At 39.7% G+C, this 18,074-nt stretch carries 8 protein-coding genes and 3 CRISPR repeat arrays (1 of these 11 only partly in view); of the genes, 7 read left to right on the top strand and 1 reads right to left on the bottom strand.

What is annotated here, in order from left to right; genetic code table 11:
* Window positions 1-215: 215 nt before the first annotated feature.
* A complete protein-coding gene (locus RQ359_RS06225) occupies window positions 216-374 on the bottom strand; it encodes a hypothetical protein (RefSeq protein WP_156017395.1) in 159 nt (52 codons plus the stop codon).
* 588 nt (window positions 375-962) lie between these two features.
* A CRISPR array of direct repeats spans window positions 963-3,601; the repeat unit is 30 nt; unit sequence GTTTCAAGCCCTCTAAGGATCTCTACAAAC.
* A 1,072-nt stretch (window positions 3,602-4,673) separates the two neighbouring features.
* Window positions 4,674-6,638: a CRISPR direct-repeat array (repeat unit 30 nt; unit sequence GTTTCAAGCCCTCTAAGGATCTCTACAAAC).
* Window positions 6,639-6,852: 214 nt separating this feature from the next.
* Between RQ359_RS06225 and RQ359_RS06220 the strand changes: the two genes are divergently transcribed.
* The 7 genes from RQ359_RS06220 to cas3 all read left to right on the top strand — a co-directional run bounded on the left by RQ359_RS06220 (window position 6,853) and on the right by cas3 (window position 16,182).
* The gene (locus tag RQ359_RS06220; protein WP_156017397.1) at window positions 6,853-7,347 is read left to right on the top strand and encodes a CRISPR-associated protein Cas4; all 495 of its coding nucleotides are present in this window, start codon (window positions 6,853-6,855) and stop codon (window positions 7,345-7,347) included.
* Window positions 7,348-8,002: 655 nt separating this feature from the next.
* On the top strand, window positions 8,003-8,965 hold the full coding sequence (cas1b, locus tag RQ359_RS06215; protein WP_083477029.1) for a type I-B CRISPR-associated endonuclease Cas1b: 963 nt from the start codon (window positions 8,003-8,005) through the stop codon (window positions 8,963-8,965).
* 773 nt (window positions 8,966-9,738) lie between these two features.
* Window positions 9,739-11,502 carry a TM1802 family CRISPR-associated protein gene (locus RQ359_RS06210; RefSeq protein WP_156017399.1) on the top strand — a complete coding sequence of 588 codons (1,764 nt, stop codon included), beginning with the start codon at window positions 9,739-9,741 and terminating at the stop codon, window positions 11,500-11,502.
* A complete protein-coding gene (gene cas7b / locus RQ359_RS06205; RefSeq protein ID WP_054839127.1) occupies window positions 11,495-12,421 on the top strand; it encodes a type I-B CRISPR-associated protein Cas7/Csh2 in 927 nt (308 codons plus the stop codon). The genes RQ359_RS06210 and cas7b overlap by 8 nt, the downstream gene beginning before the upstream one ends.
* Window positions 12,421-13,152, top strand: coding sequence for a CRISPR-associated protein Cas5 (gene cas5, locus RQ359_RS06200; RefSeq protein WP_156017402.1), 732 nt, complete (start codon window positions 12,421-12,423; stop codon window positions 13,150-13,152). The genes cas7b and cas5 overlap by 1 nt, the downstream gene beginning before the upstream one ends.
* 149 nt (window positions 13,153-13,301) lie before the next feature.
* Window positions 13,302-13,565, top strand: a complete 264-nt coding sequence (gene cas2 / locus RQ359_RS06195) for a CRISPR-associated endonuclease Cas2 (protein ID WP_054839124.1) — start codon at window positions 13,302-13,304, stop codon at window positions 13,563-13,565.
* Between the two features lie 310 nt (window positions 13,566-13,875).
* A complete protein-coding gene (gene cas3, locus RQ359_RS06190) occupies window positions 13,876-16,182 on the top strand; it encodes a CRISPR-associated helicase Cas3' (RefSeq protein WP_156017405.1) in 2,307 nt (768 codons plus the stop codon).
* Between the two features lie 462 nt (window positions 16,183-16,644).
* A CRISPR array of direct repeats spans window positions 16,645-18,074; the repeat unit is 30 nt; unit sequence GTTTGTAGAGATCCTTAGAGGGCTTGAAAC; it runs 2,146 nt beyond the window's last position.

Below are 18,074 nucleotides of genomic sequence, written 5' to 3'. Positions count from 1 at the left end.
TTTTATCACCTTTTTTTAAAACGTGACTGCATTATCTTCAATATGCCAATAAAGCCAATTGATGTGGCTGTGATCATCATATTGTTTGTAGTTACAGCCTCTTTAGCTTACGTGTCTTCTCCTTCTTCAACCACTGTTAATAACGTAGTCCCTCAGAAGATGGTCCAGATTCCTGTAATAGCCGAGGGTCAATTCAATAATTTCACCCAAGCTTTTTACCAGCTAGGGACTGTGATACAAGGGCTCCCCCTTAATGAGCTGAACTCGGGGATTGCAGGAGCTCTCTTCTCGCAGTTCTCTTCCAAGCTAGGCTCCACTGAGATCATGGTAGTAGAGAATGGAAGCCAGATCTCAGGTAAAATAGTTGTTAACACAACGTCAGGTTTCGGCCCAACTTTTAAGGAATTACAGAGCGGACTCGTACTTTTCGAAAACTTCACTTCGAACTTCTCTACAACCTTCGGTATCTTAGACGGATATGGAGTTGCTTTTCAGTATTTACCAGGTTCTACTAACTTATGTATTTCAGTTTACAAAGGAACGGGTATCCTTTACGAAGGAGCGTTACACGCACTTTCTTTACCTATGCAGGAGGAGTACAATTTATCTTTAGCTCCAGCGGTGAAGGGATTCTATCCATCCGGTATTCTTTTCGTTAATGGGACAGCCTTAAATTCAGCCTCAATACATACTAAAGTTAACGTGAAGGGGGAATATTGGGTTCTCACTTATGAAGGACAATCTAACATGAGCGTAGTTTATACTGAAGTTAACTACACCGGTACTATACTTTCCGGTTACTCCTTCAGTCATTATGATAAGGGATATCCTATTTATGTGAATGGACAGGAAATATCATCATTTACTCAGGTAAAGCAAGGCTTCTGGAAGGGAGATGCAGTAGTCGTATTCCTGAGCAATAGTATGGAATTGGAGATCCCGCAAATCATGGAGGAGGTCTCGTTTCAAGCCCTCTAAGGATTTCTACAAACGATGATGAGCGGGACGATGTTCAGCGACGACTACGTGTTTCAAGCCCTCTAAGGATTTCTACAAACTGGGGGTATTGCCCCCGCAATTACAAATACAGATTCTTGTTTCAAGCCCTCTAAGGATTTCTACAAACTTGGCGGTTCTTTCTCTATCCTTCGCCCCTTTCTCAGTTTCAAGCCCTCTAAGGATTTCTACAAACCCATCTTAGAGGCCTATCTCATTCCCTGGTCCTTTTCTGAGTTTCAAGCCCTCTAAGGATTTCTACAAACCCTTTTCTTCTTTCTATTTTTTATTTATGAAATATTTCGAGTTTCAAGCCCTCTAAGGATCTCTACAAACGATGAGGACGTAGTCCCGATAGAGATAGATTTCTCTGTTTCAAGCCCTCTAAGGATCTCTACAAACCACTAACGACGGAAACATTGAATTTCCAGAGCTTCTGTTTCAAGCCCTCTAAGGATCTCTACAAACTAGGTCCTTCGACAGAGAGTTGGTAATGTATGTAGGCGTTTCAAGCCCTCTAAGGATCTCTACAAACAGAAGAAGAGCACTAGATAGGCTTCCCCCTAGGAAACTGTTTCAAGCCCTCTAAGGATCTCTACAAACTAGAAGACTGTTGGTAAAGTTATTTCTATTTTTTTATGTTTCAAGCCCTCTAAGGATCTCTACAAACTGGGCAGATTATTGTGTATGACGATGAAAAAATGATTTGGTTTCAAGCCCTCTAAGGATCTCTACAAACTAGAAGACTGTTGGTAAAGTTATTTCTATTTTTTTATGTTTCAAGCCCTCTAAGGATCTCTACAAACTGGGCAGATTATTGTGTATGACGATGAAAAAATGATTTGGTTTCAAGCCCTCTAAGGATCTCTACAAACTTATCGATACAACCATTTTCTTTTCTTTTAGATCATAGTTTCAAGCCCTCTAAGGATCTCTACAAACTAAAGGACTGTCAACATATGAAATGGGAAGAATTTCCGTTTCAAGCCCTCTAAGGATCTCTACAAACGTGGTAGGGCGTTCACGAAGAAAGGGACGATGAAAGTTTCAAGCCCTCTAAGGATCTCTACAAACTTCGCGATGTTGATATTATTGACGACACCATTTTAAAGTTTCAAGCCCTCTAAGGATCTCTACAAACATTTAGTGAACACTCTCTGCGGAACAAGCTTGAGCGTGTTTCAAGCCCTCTAAGGATCTCTACAAACAGAACTGTCTAACAATTCTCTGAACTGCATATTCAGTTTCAAGCCCTCTAAGGATCTCTACAAACAAGTTGAAACTCGCAGTTTTTATCCTGAAAAGTGGGTGTTTCAAGCCCTCTAAGGATCTCTACAAACAGCTTTAAATTATCTCCTTTCTTTGCCTGAAAATTTGTTTCAAGCCCTCTAAGGATGTCTACAAACTCAGCTAGGTACATCGCCCATACGAACATAAGCAGGTTTCAAGCCCTCTAAGGATCTCTACAAACATGCCTAAACACGCAGATATTAGAATTGAATTGGTTTGTTTCAAGCCCTCTAAGGATCTCTACAAACATGGGTATTTCAAAAATGAGTATGTGGGTACATGTTCGTTTCAAGCCCTCTAAGGATCTCTACAAACTTGTCTAAGGTGAGGCAAGAATGAAAAACATGAAATTGTTTCAAGCCCTCTAAGGATCTCTACAAACTTTCGAGAAGGAGAGGTTTCTGGTTCTTTTCCTTTTCGTTTCAAGCCCTCTAAGGATCTCTACAAACTAGTATTAGAACAAAGCCTTATGCCAAAGTATTAAAGTTTCAAGCCCTCTAAGGATCTCTACAAACTGTTTGATATATTCTAGATCACTCATTCTGTCTCACCGTTTCAAGCCCTCTAAGGATTTCTACAAACATCTCAGAGAGCCTGGGGATTACCGTAAGGACTTTGAATAGTTTCAAGCCCTCTAAGGATTTCTACAAACGAAATTTTGGCTGTAGCCACCACTTTCGTGGTGGCTTGTTTCAAGCCCTCTAAGGATTTCTACAAACCAGATTTTAAGTGTAACGTAGTATTTCTCTTTATATACGTTTCAAGCCCTCTAAGGATTTCTACAAACATGAAAGGAAAACTAGATGAGAAAAAAGAAAAATACAGTTTCAAGCCCTCTAAGGATCTCTACAAACTTTTCAGAAAGGGAAGAGAGTAGGGATCCTAGGTTTCAAGCCCTCTAAGGATTTCTACAAACCGAACCCAATCGGTAGTTTCAACGGAGGATCTTCTAGTTTCAAGCCCTCTAAGGATTTCTACAAACTGGAGAAAACCGGATATAATAAGAACTTGATACTGGGTTTCAAGCCCTCTAAGGATTTCTACAAACTAAAACTTTCTCCTCGATTTTGCGTTGGTATCACCGGTTTCAAGCCCTCTAAGGATTTCTACAAACTGGATACAAGAAAGCTATCTCTTTTATCTTAGGGGGTGTTTCAAGCCCTCTAAGGATCTCTACAAACACGGACGGGGTAGTTCACGTTCTTTCATGTCCTTATGTTTCAAGCCCTCTAAGGATCTCTACAAACGTCGACGTCTTTCTTCTCTCTGATGACGGCAACGGAGAGTTTCAAGCCCTCTAAGGATCTCTACAAAGTAATTTTTAGGATCTACTCTGGTTTTTCTTTATATTTGGGGGTTCCCCTCTAGGATCTCAAAAGATAGTCTTGTTTTTTGGGGGGGAGTATATCATATATTCGCCCTCTAGGATCTCTAACTTAGATTGGTTTGAATATGCGCTTAGACCGATGATCCTTATGCGACGGAGCTAAAAAGCGTTTCAAGCCCTCTAAGGATCTCTACAAACAAGTGCCATCATTGTTTTCCCCGTCCCCGTTGGGGCGTGTTTCAAGCCCTCTAAGGATCTCTACAAACAAATCATATGGGAAGCTCTTTATTCTTTAATCAAACAACTCTGACTCTGGAAGGGAGGGAAGAGCCAATTAAGCCTCTAGGATCTCTACAAAATTTAGAGTTTCTTATCGGTTATTCAAGTTTTCAAGCCCTCTAAGGATCTCTACAAATTAGGTAATCAAGGAAATAAAAAAAGTTGCCCTTAGATCTTAAACGAGATAGAGATAAACGAGGAACAACTGAAACAAATTGGTTTCAAGCCCTCTAAGGATCTCTACAAACTCTCCGTAATGGGAGTTGTTACATCGATACGGAACATGAGTTTCAAGCCCTCTAAGGATCTCTACAAACATAGTGATACCAGGGTAGAGACACAGAGAAAGATTTAGTTTCAAGCCCTCTAAGGACCATTCCTAATTTTAGGCCCTCTGACTTTATATTTTTGAACCCCAGGAACTTCGCCCTCTAGGATCTAAAATCTCTATTTTTCTCAACCGATTAGGCCCCGCCCTGAATGAAATCCAGCTGGACTCAATCTCCTACTAAAACTTATATAAATAAAAAAACAATATTCCTCTACAGGCCACCTCTAGCGTCTCTCAAGCCCTCACTACAACCAACACGCACCAAAGACAAACAAAAAACACACTGATTATAAACTATTTTCAAGCCCTCTAAGGATCTCTACAAACATCACTTTTAAATACATCTTTCTTTTTCAGCCCTCTAAGGATCCTAATATTTTTAATAACTGTACGCGCCCTCTGGATCTCTACAACACACCTGGCTGACCTATCAGAGGCTAAAGTCCCCTGGGTTTCAAGCCCTCTAAGGATCTCTACAAACTGCAGGGGAGGGGAGAATATCGACTGTTTTTTACGGTTTCAAGCCCTCTAAGGATCTCTACAAACCTGCGATCATTTGGTGTGGTCTGAGAAACCTAGAACGTTTCAAGCCCTCTAAGGATCTCTACAAACGAAAACACACCCCGCCTGGGAGACTCTGGAGTCTAGGGGTTTCAAGCCCTCTAAGGATCTCTACAAACTCTCGCCCTGAAACTCGACTATCTTTGGCACCTCCAGTTTCAAGCCCTCTAAGGATCTCTACAAACAGTGTGTTGATTTGCATCGTCTTGCTGTACAGTGTAGTTTCAAGCCCTCTAAGGATCTCTACAAACCTCTGCTTGGTTCTCTGCTAACAATGACTGCCAAGAGAGTTTGTGTTTCAAGCCCTCTAAGGATCTCTACAAACGACTGGGAGCTCACAGAGGGTCAGGAGAGGGATTCCAGGTTCAAGCCCTCTAAGGATCTCTACAAACCTTCCCCCCTCGGGTGAGGAGGTCGTCGTCTCTTAGTTTCAAGCCCTCTAAGGATCTCTACAAACTCTGTGGTTCTACCTAGTAAAATAGGTAGAATATATGTGTTTCAAGCCCTCTAAGGATCTCTACAAACACCCTCTGTGAGCTCCCAGTCCAAAATCCTGGGCTCGTGTTTCAAGCCCTCTAAGGATCTCTACAAACCCTAAAGAAAATTCAATTTTTTTCATTGCTGCAGAAAGTTTCAAGCCCTCTAAGGATCTCTACAAACTAAAAGTCGTTATGAGATGAGGAAAAAAATGGAAAATGTTTCAAGCCCTCTAAGGATCTCTACAAACCAAATAGACCGTCTGTAGAATTATCTGAAGTTACTATTGTTTCAAGCCCTCTAAGGATCTCTACAAACTCTATACGTAGAGCTTGTCCTGTCAGTCCAGTAGGTAGTTTCAAGCCCTCTAAGGATCTCTACAAAAAGTTATCCACCTTCCGATTCAGTTAGTTCCTATCTATGTTCCAAGCCCTCTAAGGATCTCTACAAACAGAATTAGAGGTTGAAGTTGCAGAGCTTCATTTATTTTGTTTCAAGCCCTCTAAGGATCTCTACAAACAATAAAGTACCCGCGGGATCCCCGGAAAATCCCAATTGTTTCAAGCCCTCTAAGGATCTCTACAAACGAAGACTGGGTTAAACTTGTGGCTGGGGACGTCGTGTTTCAAGCCCTCTAAGGATCTCTACAAACTTCATGCCAAATTATCTTTTTCGAATATTTTTCGATGTTTCAAGCCCTCTAAGGATCTCTACAAACAAAAAGCTTAGATGCTGAAAATTACCCAGCGGTCTAAGTTTCAAGCCCTCTAAGGATCTCTACAAACATTAGAGGGTTCAAAAATGGAAGGAAAAATGTATCTGGGTTTCAAGCCCTCTAAGGATCTCTACAAACAGTCCACAACCCTCAACGAAACGGAACGACTGAATGGGTTTCAAGCCCTCTAAGGATCTCTACAAACACAATAATATGAATGGTTATGGACGAAGGAAAAAAAGGTTTCAAGCCCTCTAAGGATCTCTACAAACTCATAAAGCACTCTCAAAACTTCTATCTCATCTTCGTCGTTTCAAGCCCTCTAAGGATCTCTACAAACCATCTCCTTCAGAGATATTTCTGAAAAAACCGAGAGGTTTCAAGCCCTCTAAGGATCTCTACAAACTAGAATTCTCTGCCAAAAGAACGACAAACTGGGGAGGTTTCAAGCCCTCTAAGGATCTCTACAAACACTATAATGAGCATATGCAAACAGCTACGTGTCACGTAGTTTCAAGCCCTCTAAGGATCTCTACAAACGTTAGCGTCATTCAACTGAGTTAGCTGAGTTTCAAGCCCTCTAAGGATCTCTACAAACACTTAGACAACTTGAACATAAACAGACTTACGACGTTTCAAGCCCTCTAAGGATCTCTACAAACCCTGCTTACTATTACGTAAAATCTCCCTAAAAAACGTTTCTGTGAATTCGGCAGTGAAGCTGCCTCCTAAACTTACCTTTCACTGCCGAGGGAGTTTTACGTCAAAATTAATATGTTTTGAAAAACATATTTCCTTTTCCCTTTCACTGCCGAATTTTTGACTTCCTTCTACTATGTGAAAAAATTTAAAATCACAAAATAACAGAGCTTTAACATGTCCATTTATCTGAAACAAGATGTTGTAATCACAGGAACTTTAATTTGGTATCTGAAAGTTTGTCCCAGAGAAGTGTGGTACATGGCGAGACACGTGACTCCCTTCGAGGGGCATCGTAGACTGGAGAAAGGCAGGGCTATACATAAAATCTACGGTGATGAGATCCCTCTCTCCTTAGAAGGAATGAAAATTGATGCATACAAAAAGGAAAACAGGACAGTTGTAGAGATCAAATCGTCATCAAGGCATCTGGAGTCAGCTATGGCACAGACAAATTATTACTTATTTAGATTAAAGGAGGTAGGATTAGAGTGTGAGGGACAAGTATTCGTACCTGAAAAGGATGAGAGGTATATTGTAAGGTTGGACGAGGATCAAGTGAAAAAGGACTTGGAAGAAGTAAGAAGAATAGCAACATCTGAAGTTCCCCCTCAAAGAGTGAGGATAAGGTTCTGCAAGAAATGTGCTTATAAGGATTTGTGCTGGGGTTAAATAGACTATTTTTTTCTCTATAAAGTTTGATTAAAATAAGAGATTACCTTCATTTCACGAGGCTTTAACAACTTCCTCACACTAAAAGGAGTGGACGTTTACGTCTCAACTCAAAACAGTGAAAAGAACATCCATATTTCAATAATATAAAAAAAAGAAAGAAAGAGAAAATTTTTTACTAAACACGTCCTTCATATAAATTTAAGAACCTTCTTATTTCTCGCAAAAGCTACGACTTTGAATATTCTTCAATATCATTTTTATAAAAATTGTCTTCTTGATTAGGTATTTAATGAAGACTAACATTAATAACTTAATCTAAACATCAAATTCATAAATGTAGCGTCTGAACCTTTTTTAAACCCGTTTGCGAATAAAGGAAGTCTTTATTATGACCTATATCTTACTTTCTCTTAAATTAAATGTGATAAAATATCAACTTCAATTTTAGTTCACTCTCATCTATCTTCCTTAATTTCTTTAAATCCTTCACCTTGTCTTTCCTAAACTTTTTTATTTTCTTATTCGAAGGTATTAGTCCGTTTTATATTCATGCATCATTTCCTTACAATCATTCGGCAAAAAGGTAGTAAGATGAACACTTCTTTAATAATGATAATAATATTTTTTATCTTCCTAATCTCATCTTTTTTACATGAAGAGATTATTCATTACAAGCAACGGTACCCTTAGGCGAAAACAAAACACGTTGGCTTTAGAGACTAAAGAGGGAACAAAGTATTCACCCATTACTTCTATCAATTCGATTTATGTTTTCGGTGAGGTGAGAATGAACAAGAGATTTTTACAGTTTCTTGGAAAGAATCATATACCAATTCATTTCTTCGGGAAGCGCTATCTAGGGACTTTCTACCCGCGCCTATTCAACGCTTCAGGCTTCATGCTACTAAAACAAGCTGAGGCTTACAACGATCCTATCAAGAGGGTCTCCCTGGCAAGGAAGTTCGTTGAGGGAGCTGTGAAGAACATGGCAACTGTGTTAAGGGAGAACGGAAGAGGTGATGAAGCATCCAAGTTAAGGGAGTACTTAAGGGATGATATGCTCGGAAAGGCTGAAAGCGTAGACGAAGTTATGGGAGTTGAGGGTAACGCCAGAAATTACTACTTCTCGTGTTTGGATTCCGTTCTACCAAAAGACTTTAAGCTCATAAGGAGAAGTAGAAGACCTCCTGAGAACATGGGTAACTCCTTAATGAGTCTCATGAATAGCATACTTTACGCTTCAGTGCTTGACGAGGTTTACCAAACACACTTGGACCCAAGGATAGGTTTCCTTCACTCTACAAACTTTCGAAGATTTTCCCTTAACTTGGACGTGGCGGAGATTTTCAGGCCAGTAATTGTGGATAGACTGTTGATATCCATGACAAAGAGGAGGGAGATGGGTAAGGAGGATTTCGAGGATATGACTAGGGGACTTAAGCTCACTCAGGGAGGGTTGAAAAAGGTAATTTCATCAATGGATAAGAGGCTTTCCTCAACGATTACAGTAGGTAGGAAAAAGATGTCTTACTCTCGAGTAATAAGAACTGAACTGTACAAGGTTGAAAGGCATTTGTCAGGAGATGTGGAATATTCTCCGTTTCTTATCAGGTAGTTTTAAGTCTACCTTGATTAAACTCTCAATTATGAAGCCATAGTTGGTTCTAATATCTTGTTTATTAAGTTCATAAAAATATAATTCAGAAAATTTGTTTATAGAGAATTTAGCTATTTATGATTTTATCAACTGAGAATTTGAGATTTATCTTATTATTTGTTATTCTTGCTGGTCTTTTTTGCTTTTTCCCTTTTTCTCATTTCCAGGGACTAGAACGCTGGCATGGATTATCTTAGGAAAGTCTCTATACCCGTTAACTTATGAAAAATATGGTGTAGACGGTTAGTAAACATGAAGAAATAATTCGAATTTTACGAATTTAGGCCAGATTATATATTAAGAATGTCTCTCAATAGAAAACGTAAAGGAAATGTCAATAGCAGCGAGTTAGCTAAACGTGTTTACAAGTTAGAAATAATAAAGCTTTATCATTATGAAAGACTTGGACATGAAGAAACTTAACATAAAAAGACGGGCAGTGGAGATCTCTTTCTCATGCTAGATTATTAAGATACCATACTGTTTCCTCTGTCATCAGATTGACGGAACATACGTATCCTCCTGTAGCAGCTATTACATTTCAGTCTAAGAACACCGGTGTTGGCATTACTTCTCCCTTGGTAGGATAAGGATTATTAAGACACCACGTTTTCAATGGAATATATGTAGAGAGTGAGGGCATGAAATGGAGATATGCAGAATAGAAGAGAGGGAAATAGAACGTATATTCTTATTAATGTAAACCATACCAGTTAAATTGGTATATATACATGTTTGATTCCCTCAAGAAAATCGGTGAATTGAAAAGAAACTCTAGCGATAATCCTAGCTCATCTCTTCCCATAAAAAGACCTAAAACTAAGTCGAAAGAGATGTATTTAGTAATTTTTGATAATGATAAAAAGGATGTTAAATTTGAGAAAAAGGAAATTACTCAAAACTCCTTTGATGAATGGAAGTTCATAGGAAACGCTAGTGCAAATAAGCCTATGGATAGGGTTACAACTACCAACTTAGAATATGTAATTGGCTTCGATAAGGACGGTAACCTAACACGTGAAAATAAAAGGATCATCAATTCAGCACAGTCAATTCCTAAGGTAGGAGACCTCCTGAAAAAAGTGGATCAATGGTACGATCCATCTAAATGGAAGCAAGAGAAAATTGAAGAGTGGAAAAAAGAGGGATACTTTGACGGCGGTCTATACTCCATTGTAGTAGTTGAAGGTGGGAAAAGACACGAGTTGGCGAAATTTGACGAATACACCAACTATCTTCTTGGGAGTTCTCACGAGGTAAATTCAGGCGTTAAATGTCAGGTGTGCGGTAATGAAGAGGCTCTGCCTAATCCAGATTACCCTGGAGGTACCATACTGAAGATGTACATCACTGACAAGAAGGGCTTCACTTCCGGAATAACGGACTCAGATGAATTCAGGCTGAAGACCCACGCAGTCTGTAACGACTGTAAGAACCTGATGCAACTTGGGGAAAGCTTCGTCTCCAACGACCTTAAGGCAAGGGTTGGAAAACTCTCAGTTTTCATTGTTCCCAACCTTTCTCCAGACTCTCCCGCCATTATTCTAGATAGAATAAAGGTGGACGGAAGTGGATGGATAGTTTCAATAAACGACATGGAGAAAGCCGAAGAGGAGATAATGGATGAAGCCGAGGCCAGAGATTATGTTTACAGCGTCTCCATGGTATGGGGTGACAAGCAACAGTCAAAGTTCATGGTTTACAAGGTAAATTACGATGTAACTATGCCCAGACTTTACGAGGTTAAAAGAACCTCAAATAAGGTAGAGGAAAAATTGCAAATTAAAGAATTGATAAGCGCTCAAAAACTGACAGATAGGAACCTCGACGTCCGTAGCTTGTACGCTTTATCCCCTGTAAAGGAAACAACTAGGGGAGTCATAGCCACTCCATTTCTGGACGTCTTTAGTGCATTGATGGAAGGATACTCTCTAGATAGAAGATATATTTTCTCCAACTTCCTTCAGGAATTGAAGTGTATAAGGACGAATACTTGTCAGAATGCACTTTCTAGAATTCCGTTTGAAAGTGCTGTTACATTATCCACAGGATTTATAATGATGTTCAAGATACTAAATGTTATGGAGTCCAGTAAATTGGAGCTAGATGCTAAAGAATATGTTGATAAATTAGGCCTTTCTAAGGGCTTAAAGGGAGTTTTCCTCCTGGGCGTTGTGACAGCTTCCGTAGGTCTTGCGCAGTACAGCAAAGGAGACAAGAAGAAGGCAATCCTAGACAGGATCGACTTTGAAGGCATGGACGAATCCGACGTGAAGGTATACGCTAATCGTCTCATGGAATCCTTGAGGGACTACGGCATACTCAAGTACAATGAGGCAACTTTGGCAGAAGCTTTATCTTTAATCAATGAGGACAGGGACTCCCTTTCGTCCCCTCAAGAGAACGTTTTTTGGTTACTTTCCGGCTACTCTTGGAAAACACTTAACTTTATAAAGCAAGGTAAGATAAAAGAAGAGGAGATAGAAAATGAGTGAAAAAGCAGATATAATCAAAAAGAAGACTGACATACAGAATAATTCCGAGATTTTATTTATATATGAAGCTAAACTAACTAATCCTAACGGAGATCCAGACGACGAGAACAGGCCAAGGATGGATCCTAAGACAAAGAGGAACTTAGTAACTGACGTAAGATTGAAGAGGTACTTTAGGGATTACATAATAGCTAACGAAGGAGAGCAAGCTATCTGGGTAACTAAGATTGAGGGTAAGAACGTCGATGCCACAACAAGGATTGATAGCATCAGAGGAGGAAAGCCAGAGAACGTATTAGAACAATGCATAGACGCTAGATTGTTTGGTGCCACCATTCCCCTGAAGGGAAAGGACAAAAGCAGAGGCGATTCTGTTTCCTATACCGGTCCAGTTCAGTTCACTTGGGGTTATTCTTTGCACAAAGTTGATATGGTTGACTCACGCTCCATTACCTCCCTCTTCTCAGGCAGGGATACTGGATATGGTAACATCGGAAAGGATTACAGAGTCTATTACTCTATGATAGCGTTTCACGGTGCAGTTAGCGCCAAGAGAGCAGAATTTACTGGAGCAACTCAAGAGGACTTGAAGACTCTAGATGATGGTCTTTGGAACGCAATTACAACTGAGACTGTCACCAGGAGCAAGCTTGGCCAGAGACCCTTGCTCTACGTAAGGGTTGAGTACTCTAAGCCCGAGTTCATGTCTGGAGATTTGAGACGTTTCGTTCACGTAAAGGAAAAGGGAGAGGCGGTGAGGGACTTCTCAGACCTAGATGTTGACACTTCTAAACTGAAGGAGCTATTGGGGTCAGAGCACGTAGTTAAAGCCTATGTGAGGTGTTCCGAGGAGTTTAAGAACTTCTGTGAAGGTTTACCTTCGAAGGTACAAAAACTTCCCCACCAAGGTAATAAGTGATGATGGCGCTCTCCTTCAATTTAAGGGGGGCAATGGCTCACTTCAGGAAAGTGTTCACTAATTCGACCTCTCTATCATATTATTTCCCTCCTAGAACTACGCTTATGGGAATTATAGCGGCTACAATGGGAATGGAAAGGGACTCATACTATTCATTCATGGACAAGTTCGACTTTGCAGTAAGCCCAATCACCGGCCTTAGAAAGGTAATGTTCGGCGAGACATATCTTGACACTGACGAGGTAAGCGAAAAGTCCCTTAGAAGACTCAAACAAGGAGTTCCAACAGGGAGAGAGTTCGTCCTTCCGTCTGGAGATGACTTTCTCGGATATCGTGTAGTAATATCTCCGTCTAATAACTTGATGAAAGAGAACGTTGAGGAAATGAAGAAACAAATAGAGAAAATAAAAAATGCATTGAAATCACCTGCATTTCCTATAGCTTTAGGCGCGTCAAACATGCTAGGTTGGGTGGAGGAACTTAGGGAATTGGAGTGCCAGGAAATGGAAGAAATTGATGGAGAAGTATCGTCAGTGATCCCCTCTGAAATGAAGCCAGAGCTGAGAAACATGAGGATAGCTATAGAAGAGTTAGTCCCTAGAAGATTCGACGAGGGTAGACACACAGGAAAGCTTTCTTCGTATTTGGTGGAAATTGATGGTGGAAAATTAAAGGTCAAAGGGAAGGTTAGAGGAATATCATGTAACGGGGAGAACTTCGTTTTTCTTTAAGCTTTAGCAGCTGTAAGCGTTCTTTTCTTTTTCTAAAATTCGAAGGGTATGCTTTTTCTTTCTCTTATTCGTTCTCTTGTAGCTCTCAAATCGGTTCATTAATCACATCGATAAGATGCTTTTTTTATTTTACTTGATAGAGACTAATTGTGGTATATGTAATATTAGTTTACGACATTGATGAGAGTAGAGTAGCCAAAGTCCTTAAAATTTGCAGGAAGTATCTAATATGGGTACAACGTTCTGTATTTGAGGGTGAGATTACCGATGGAAACTTAGAGCTCTTACAAGCTGAACTAGGAAGGTTAATAAAAGATGAGGATAGCGTTATGTTCTACATTACTCCTACAAAGAAGAACTTTAAGAGGAAAACCATGGGAAAATCTAAGGAAGAAGGAAGAAATATACTATAAAAGGAATTGAACTATTCTATCGTTTAACAATGAGAGAAAAAGTTTTAGTTAGAATATAACTACATAGATATAAGAAAATATTATTATGATGAATTCTTGAATTGTGTTGCAGTTTTTAGAGGAGTCTATCGTCTTTATGCCGATGAAGGACCTAAAGGGAAAAGTCTTAGCTTTATAATATCAGCTTATGTATGTATAACTTTTTTATATATATGTGAGATAAAAATGGACAAAAGACGTAAACTTATGCAAGGTTGATCATGTAAACGTAATATTCATATATATGTATACTAATTAAACCCTTAATCACATGTCCAAATTTAAGTCTCATCCAGACAAGTTCCTGATAGATCACTTAAAAGAAGTAGGGGAAGGAGCAGAAAAGCTAGCTCCAGAATACCTGAAGACTGAGGCATACGTTGCAGGCTCTCACCACGATCTTGGGAAGTATACCCCATTTTTTCAGCAACATCTCCAAGGTAAGAGAGTCCAGTGTTCTGATCATTCTACAATATCGGCTCTAATAGCCTTTAGCACAGCAAGGAAGCTTGGACTAGATGACCTTTCATCTTTTCTTGTAATGACGTCTGTGAAGTCCCATCACGGTAAACTCGTGGGGTTACAATATATGAGCAGATGGTTGAGAACATTGAGGGATTCTCTCAAAGATGGAGATAACCAGTGCCTGGAGCCACAAGCTAAATCCCTCCTTGTGGACGAAGTACGGAGAGAAGTGTCTTCCCTGAAGTATCCTCCTGATATGGACGCTTTAAAAGACGTAATCTCAATGGTCCAAGAAGCCTGGAAAGTCACAAGACGTATTATGGACAAGGAAAGATCGTGGGAGGAGTTCCTCAAGGGGGAGCTTCTCTTCTCCTGTTTAATAGACGCAGATAAGCACAGCGCATCGGGAAATGTGTTCTCCTCTTCTTCCTCCTTTTCCTTACTCTCACTGTCAAATGTTGAGAGATTTCGAGCTGGTCTTTCAAGATCCTCTCCTATGGCATCTCTCAGGGATGACCTTTATAATGCAGTAAAGGGATGGGACGCAAAAGGTAAGATTAAGGCTATAATTTCCCCTACCGGCACTGGGAAAACTCTCTCAGGTATCTTGGAAGCCGTAAAGGAAGGTAAAAGGATAATTTACTCCTTACCTTTCATAAGTATAGTAGAACAGAACTACGAGGTTGCAACCAAAGTTTTCCCAGGAGTAGACATACTGAAATTCCATCATATGGCCTTCCCTGAGGATGACGACGAGAATAGAAGTGCTGAAGACAAGTTAATGATGGCAGAATCTTGGGACTATCCAATGGTAGTAACTACATTCGAGGGCCTCATGAGTACGTTGCTTTCCCATAGAAACGTTAACTTGAAGAGGCTTCACAGTTTGGTGAGTTCGGTGGTGATCCTAGACGAGGTTCAAGCAATACCTGCTGAAAAGTGGCATGCAGTAAAAGAGACGTTGAAAAACGTATCAGATAACTTAAACGTCACTTTCATCCTTATGACAGCCACAATGCCACGACTAATTCAGCCTCAAGAGGTAATGGATCCATTAAGGGGAAAAGAGCCTAACAGAGTAAAGGTAGAATTTAGAGAAAACTTCGTCACACCTGAGGAGCTTGCAGAGGAGATATTTCAAGTCTCAGCCTCGACGCCGGTGATGGTGGAGCTAAACACTATAGCATCAGCTGAAAAAGTAGCTAAAAGGTTGAGCGAACTTCAGAGAGAAGCCAGTAATGAGATAGAAGAGAATAAAAAAGATAGAAAAAGCCGGAAAAAAGAAGAGAAGATAAAGGAAGGAAAAGAAGAACGAAACAAGAGAAAAATAATCTTCCTTTCTACTCATGTTACACCTTGGGACAGAGCTCAAAGGATAAAAGAAGTTAAGGAAATGTTGGAGAGGAAAGAAAACTTCATTCTAGTGACAACTCAAGTTGTGGAAGCAGGAGTGGACGTTAGTTTCCCCATAGTTTATAGGGACTTTGGACCTCTAGATTCAGTCATACAGGCATCAGGAAGATGTAATAGAAATGGAGAGTTGGGAGAGTTGGGAGGAAAGGTCACAGTAGTCAAGGTTAAAAGAGAGGATAGGCAAAGAAGCGATTTCTCTTTAGTGTATGGAAATGTAACTGAGGAAGTGGCTGAGAAAGTCCTAAGTAAATATATGATAACAACTTCCAAAAAAGGAAATCAAATAGAGGAAAAAGACTTTAGATCATTATTGGAAATGTATTATGAAGAGCTTGAGATAACCAGGGATCTACCTAATCAGTTTACAAAGTGGAAGGATTGGATAAAACTCCTAGACTACGATGAGGTTAATTTTTCCCTAATTCAGGAAGAGCCTAAATACTCAATTTTGGTTTTGGAAAATTCCGAAGCTGAAAGTAGACTTAAGCAATTGAGAGATGCGTTAGGACTTGAAGGATACAAAAGAAGAGCTGAGGTAAAGAGAGCTAGAGCTTTAGTGGAGGAGTTCACGGTGAAAGTTTGGGAAAAACCTGAATTAGATTTTGATAAAAGGCTTGAGCTATATATAGCACCTAAAGAAAAGTACGATAAGCTAACTGGATACCGCGTTAAAGACGTTGATGAGTCACTCATCTGGTAGGAAAATACATTTAATAAAATTTTTAAAGAAAATTTTAAGCCTTTTATCTAATAAAGTTTAAATTAAAATAAGAATTCTTTTTTAAGTTTTAAATTTATAAAATATAATAGATATATTCTTATATGTTATATATTTAATTTTAAAAATTTTTATTATATATTAGACACAAACTTTCTCCAGCTAAATGTCAAGATTAACTATCTTTATGAGATTAAAGGGAGTAAATAAAAGTAAATTTTAACTTTAGTTAATTATTTAAATATTATAATATATAGTAATTTTTTCACATAGTAGAAGGAAGTCAAAAATTCGGCAGTGAAAGGGAAAAGGAAATATGTTTTTCAAAACATATTAATTTTGACGTAAAACTCCCTCGGCAGTGAAAGGTAAGTTTAGGAGGCAGCTTCACTGCCGAATTCACAGAAACGTTTTTTAGGGAGATTTTACGTAATAGTAAGCAGGGTTTGTAGAGATCCTTAGAGGGCTTGAAACAAATTCAATTTTTCAACTGTCATTACCAATTAACTCGTTTGTAGAGATCCTTAGAGGGCTTGAAACAAAGAAACGTCATGATGTTGTGGATAAATATAATAGTTTGTAGAGATCCTTAGAGGGCTTGAAACTTGAGGTTAAGCGAGGAAGAAAAGGGCATGTTAACCCGTTTGTAGAGATCCTTAGAGGGCTTGAAACCCATATTCGACATTAGGGTATTCGTCTTTGGATTGCGGGTTTGTAGAGATCCTTAGAGGGCTTGAAACAATATTTCGGTTCCGAAATATCAGGAGAAAAATAAAGTTTGTAGAGATCCTTAGAGGGCTTGAAACTGAGAGCTAACGCAGGCAAAGGCGTAACAAAAGAATCCGGTTTGTAGAGATCCTTAGAGGGCTTGAAACTGGAAAGAAGAAGAGGAAGGAGAAAGAGGCAGAAAGGTGTTTGTAGAGATCCTTAGAGGGCTTGAAACACGATGACGAAAAGGTTTACCTTGAATGTATAGCAGGGTTTGTAGAGATCCTTAGAGGGCTTGAAACAACTACTAGCACTGTTCATGTATAATTGCCCATTCAATGTTTGTAGAGATCCTTAGAGGGCTTGAAACCCCCTCCAAGGGTTTCTACAATTGGACGCGGTAGTTCTGTTTGTAGAGATCCTTAGAGGGCTTGAAACCCTCAAGTATAGCGTAAGCTACGCCAAACGACAGAGAGGTTTGTAGAGATCCTTAGAGGGCTTGAAACTCTAACTAACTACGCTCGTCTCATGTCTCTACTCTCATGTTTGTAGAGATCCTTAGAGGGCTTGAAACTTCATGGTCATCCCTGCCAGTATTTCATTTCCTTCTGTTTGTAGAGATCCTTAGAGGGCTTGAAACTGGTGCACCCCCACTGGGGGAGACCCCCAGACCCCCTGTTTGTAGAGATCCTTAGAGGGCTTGAAACTGTATATGGCTCCAGATAATTTGTACACAACAGCGTGGTGTTTGTAGAGATCCTTAGAGGGCTTGAAACCTGCCAGCAACAAAAGGATGAAGAAAGCTGCAGCTCCGGTTTGTAGAGATCCTTAGAGGGCTTGAAACTCTTCTCGTAAATCTTCTCGACGTCTCCACGCTCTGTTTGTAGAGATCCTTAGAGGGCTTGAAACAGAGCTCAATGATATGTATGAGAACATGTCATGGTTCCTGTTTGTAGAGATCCTTAGAGGGCTTGAAACCTGATGAATTCTAAGGGACAAATAGAGCCTCTCGTGAATGTTTGTAGAGATCCTTAGAGGGCTTGAAACAGTTGACTTATGTGGGACATGAAACGCACCCCGATTGTTTGTAGAGATCCTTAGAGGGCTTGAAACTACAAACTGCAGTTTCTACAATTCAAGGATTTGTTTGTTTGTAGAGATCCTTA

This window comes from Sulfuracidifex metallicus DSM 6482 = JCM 9184 (genome assembly GCA_032834875.1).
Lineage (GTDB): Archaea > Thermoproteota > Thermoprotei_A > Sulfolobales > Sulfolobaceae > Sulfuracidifex > Sulfuracidifex metallicus.
This window is presented reverse-complemented; position numbering and strand designations above follow the sequence as displayed.

Excerpts from the sequence above, each read along its gene's own strand:
- cas7b (WP_054839127.1), top strand. The coding sequence starts at position 11,495 with ATGAGTGAAAAAGCAGATATAATCAAAAAGAAGACTGACATACAGAAT.
- cas1b (WP_083477029.1), top strand. The coding sequence starts at position 8,003 with ATGAAGAGATTATTCATTACAAGCAACGGTACCCTTAGGCGAAAACAA.
- RQ359_RS06220 (WP_156017397.1), top strand. The coding sequence starts at position 6,853 with ATGTCCATTTATCTGAAACAAGATGTTGTAATCACAGGAACTTTAATT.
- cas5 (WP_156017402.1), top strand. The coding sequence starts at position 12,421 with ATGATGGCGCTCTCCTTCAATTTAAGGGGGGCAATGGCTCACTTCAGG.
- RQ359_RS06210 (WP_156017399.1), top strand. The coding sequence starts at position 9,739 with ATGTTTGATTCCCTCAAGAAAATCGGTGAATTGAAAAGAAACTCTAGC.
- cas3 (WP_156017405.1), top strand. The coding sequence starts at position 13,876 with ATGTCCAAATTTAAGTCTCATCCAGACAAGTTCCTGATAGATCACTTA.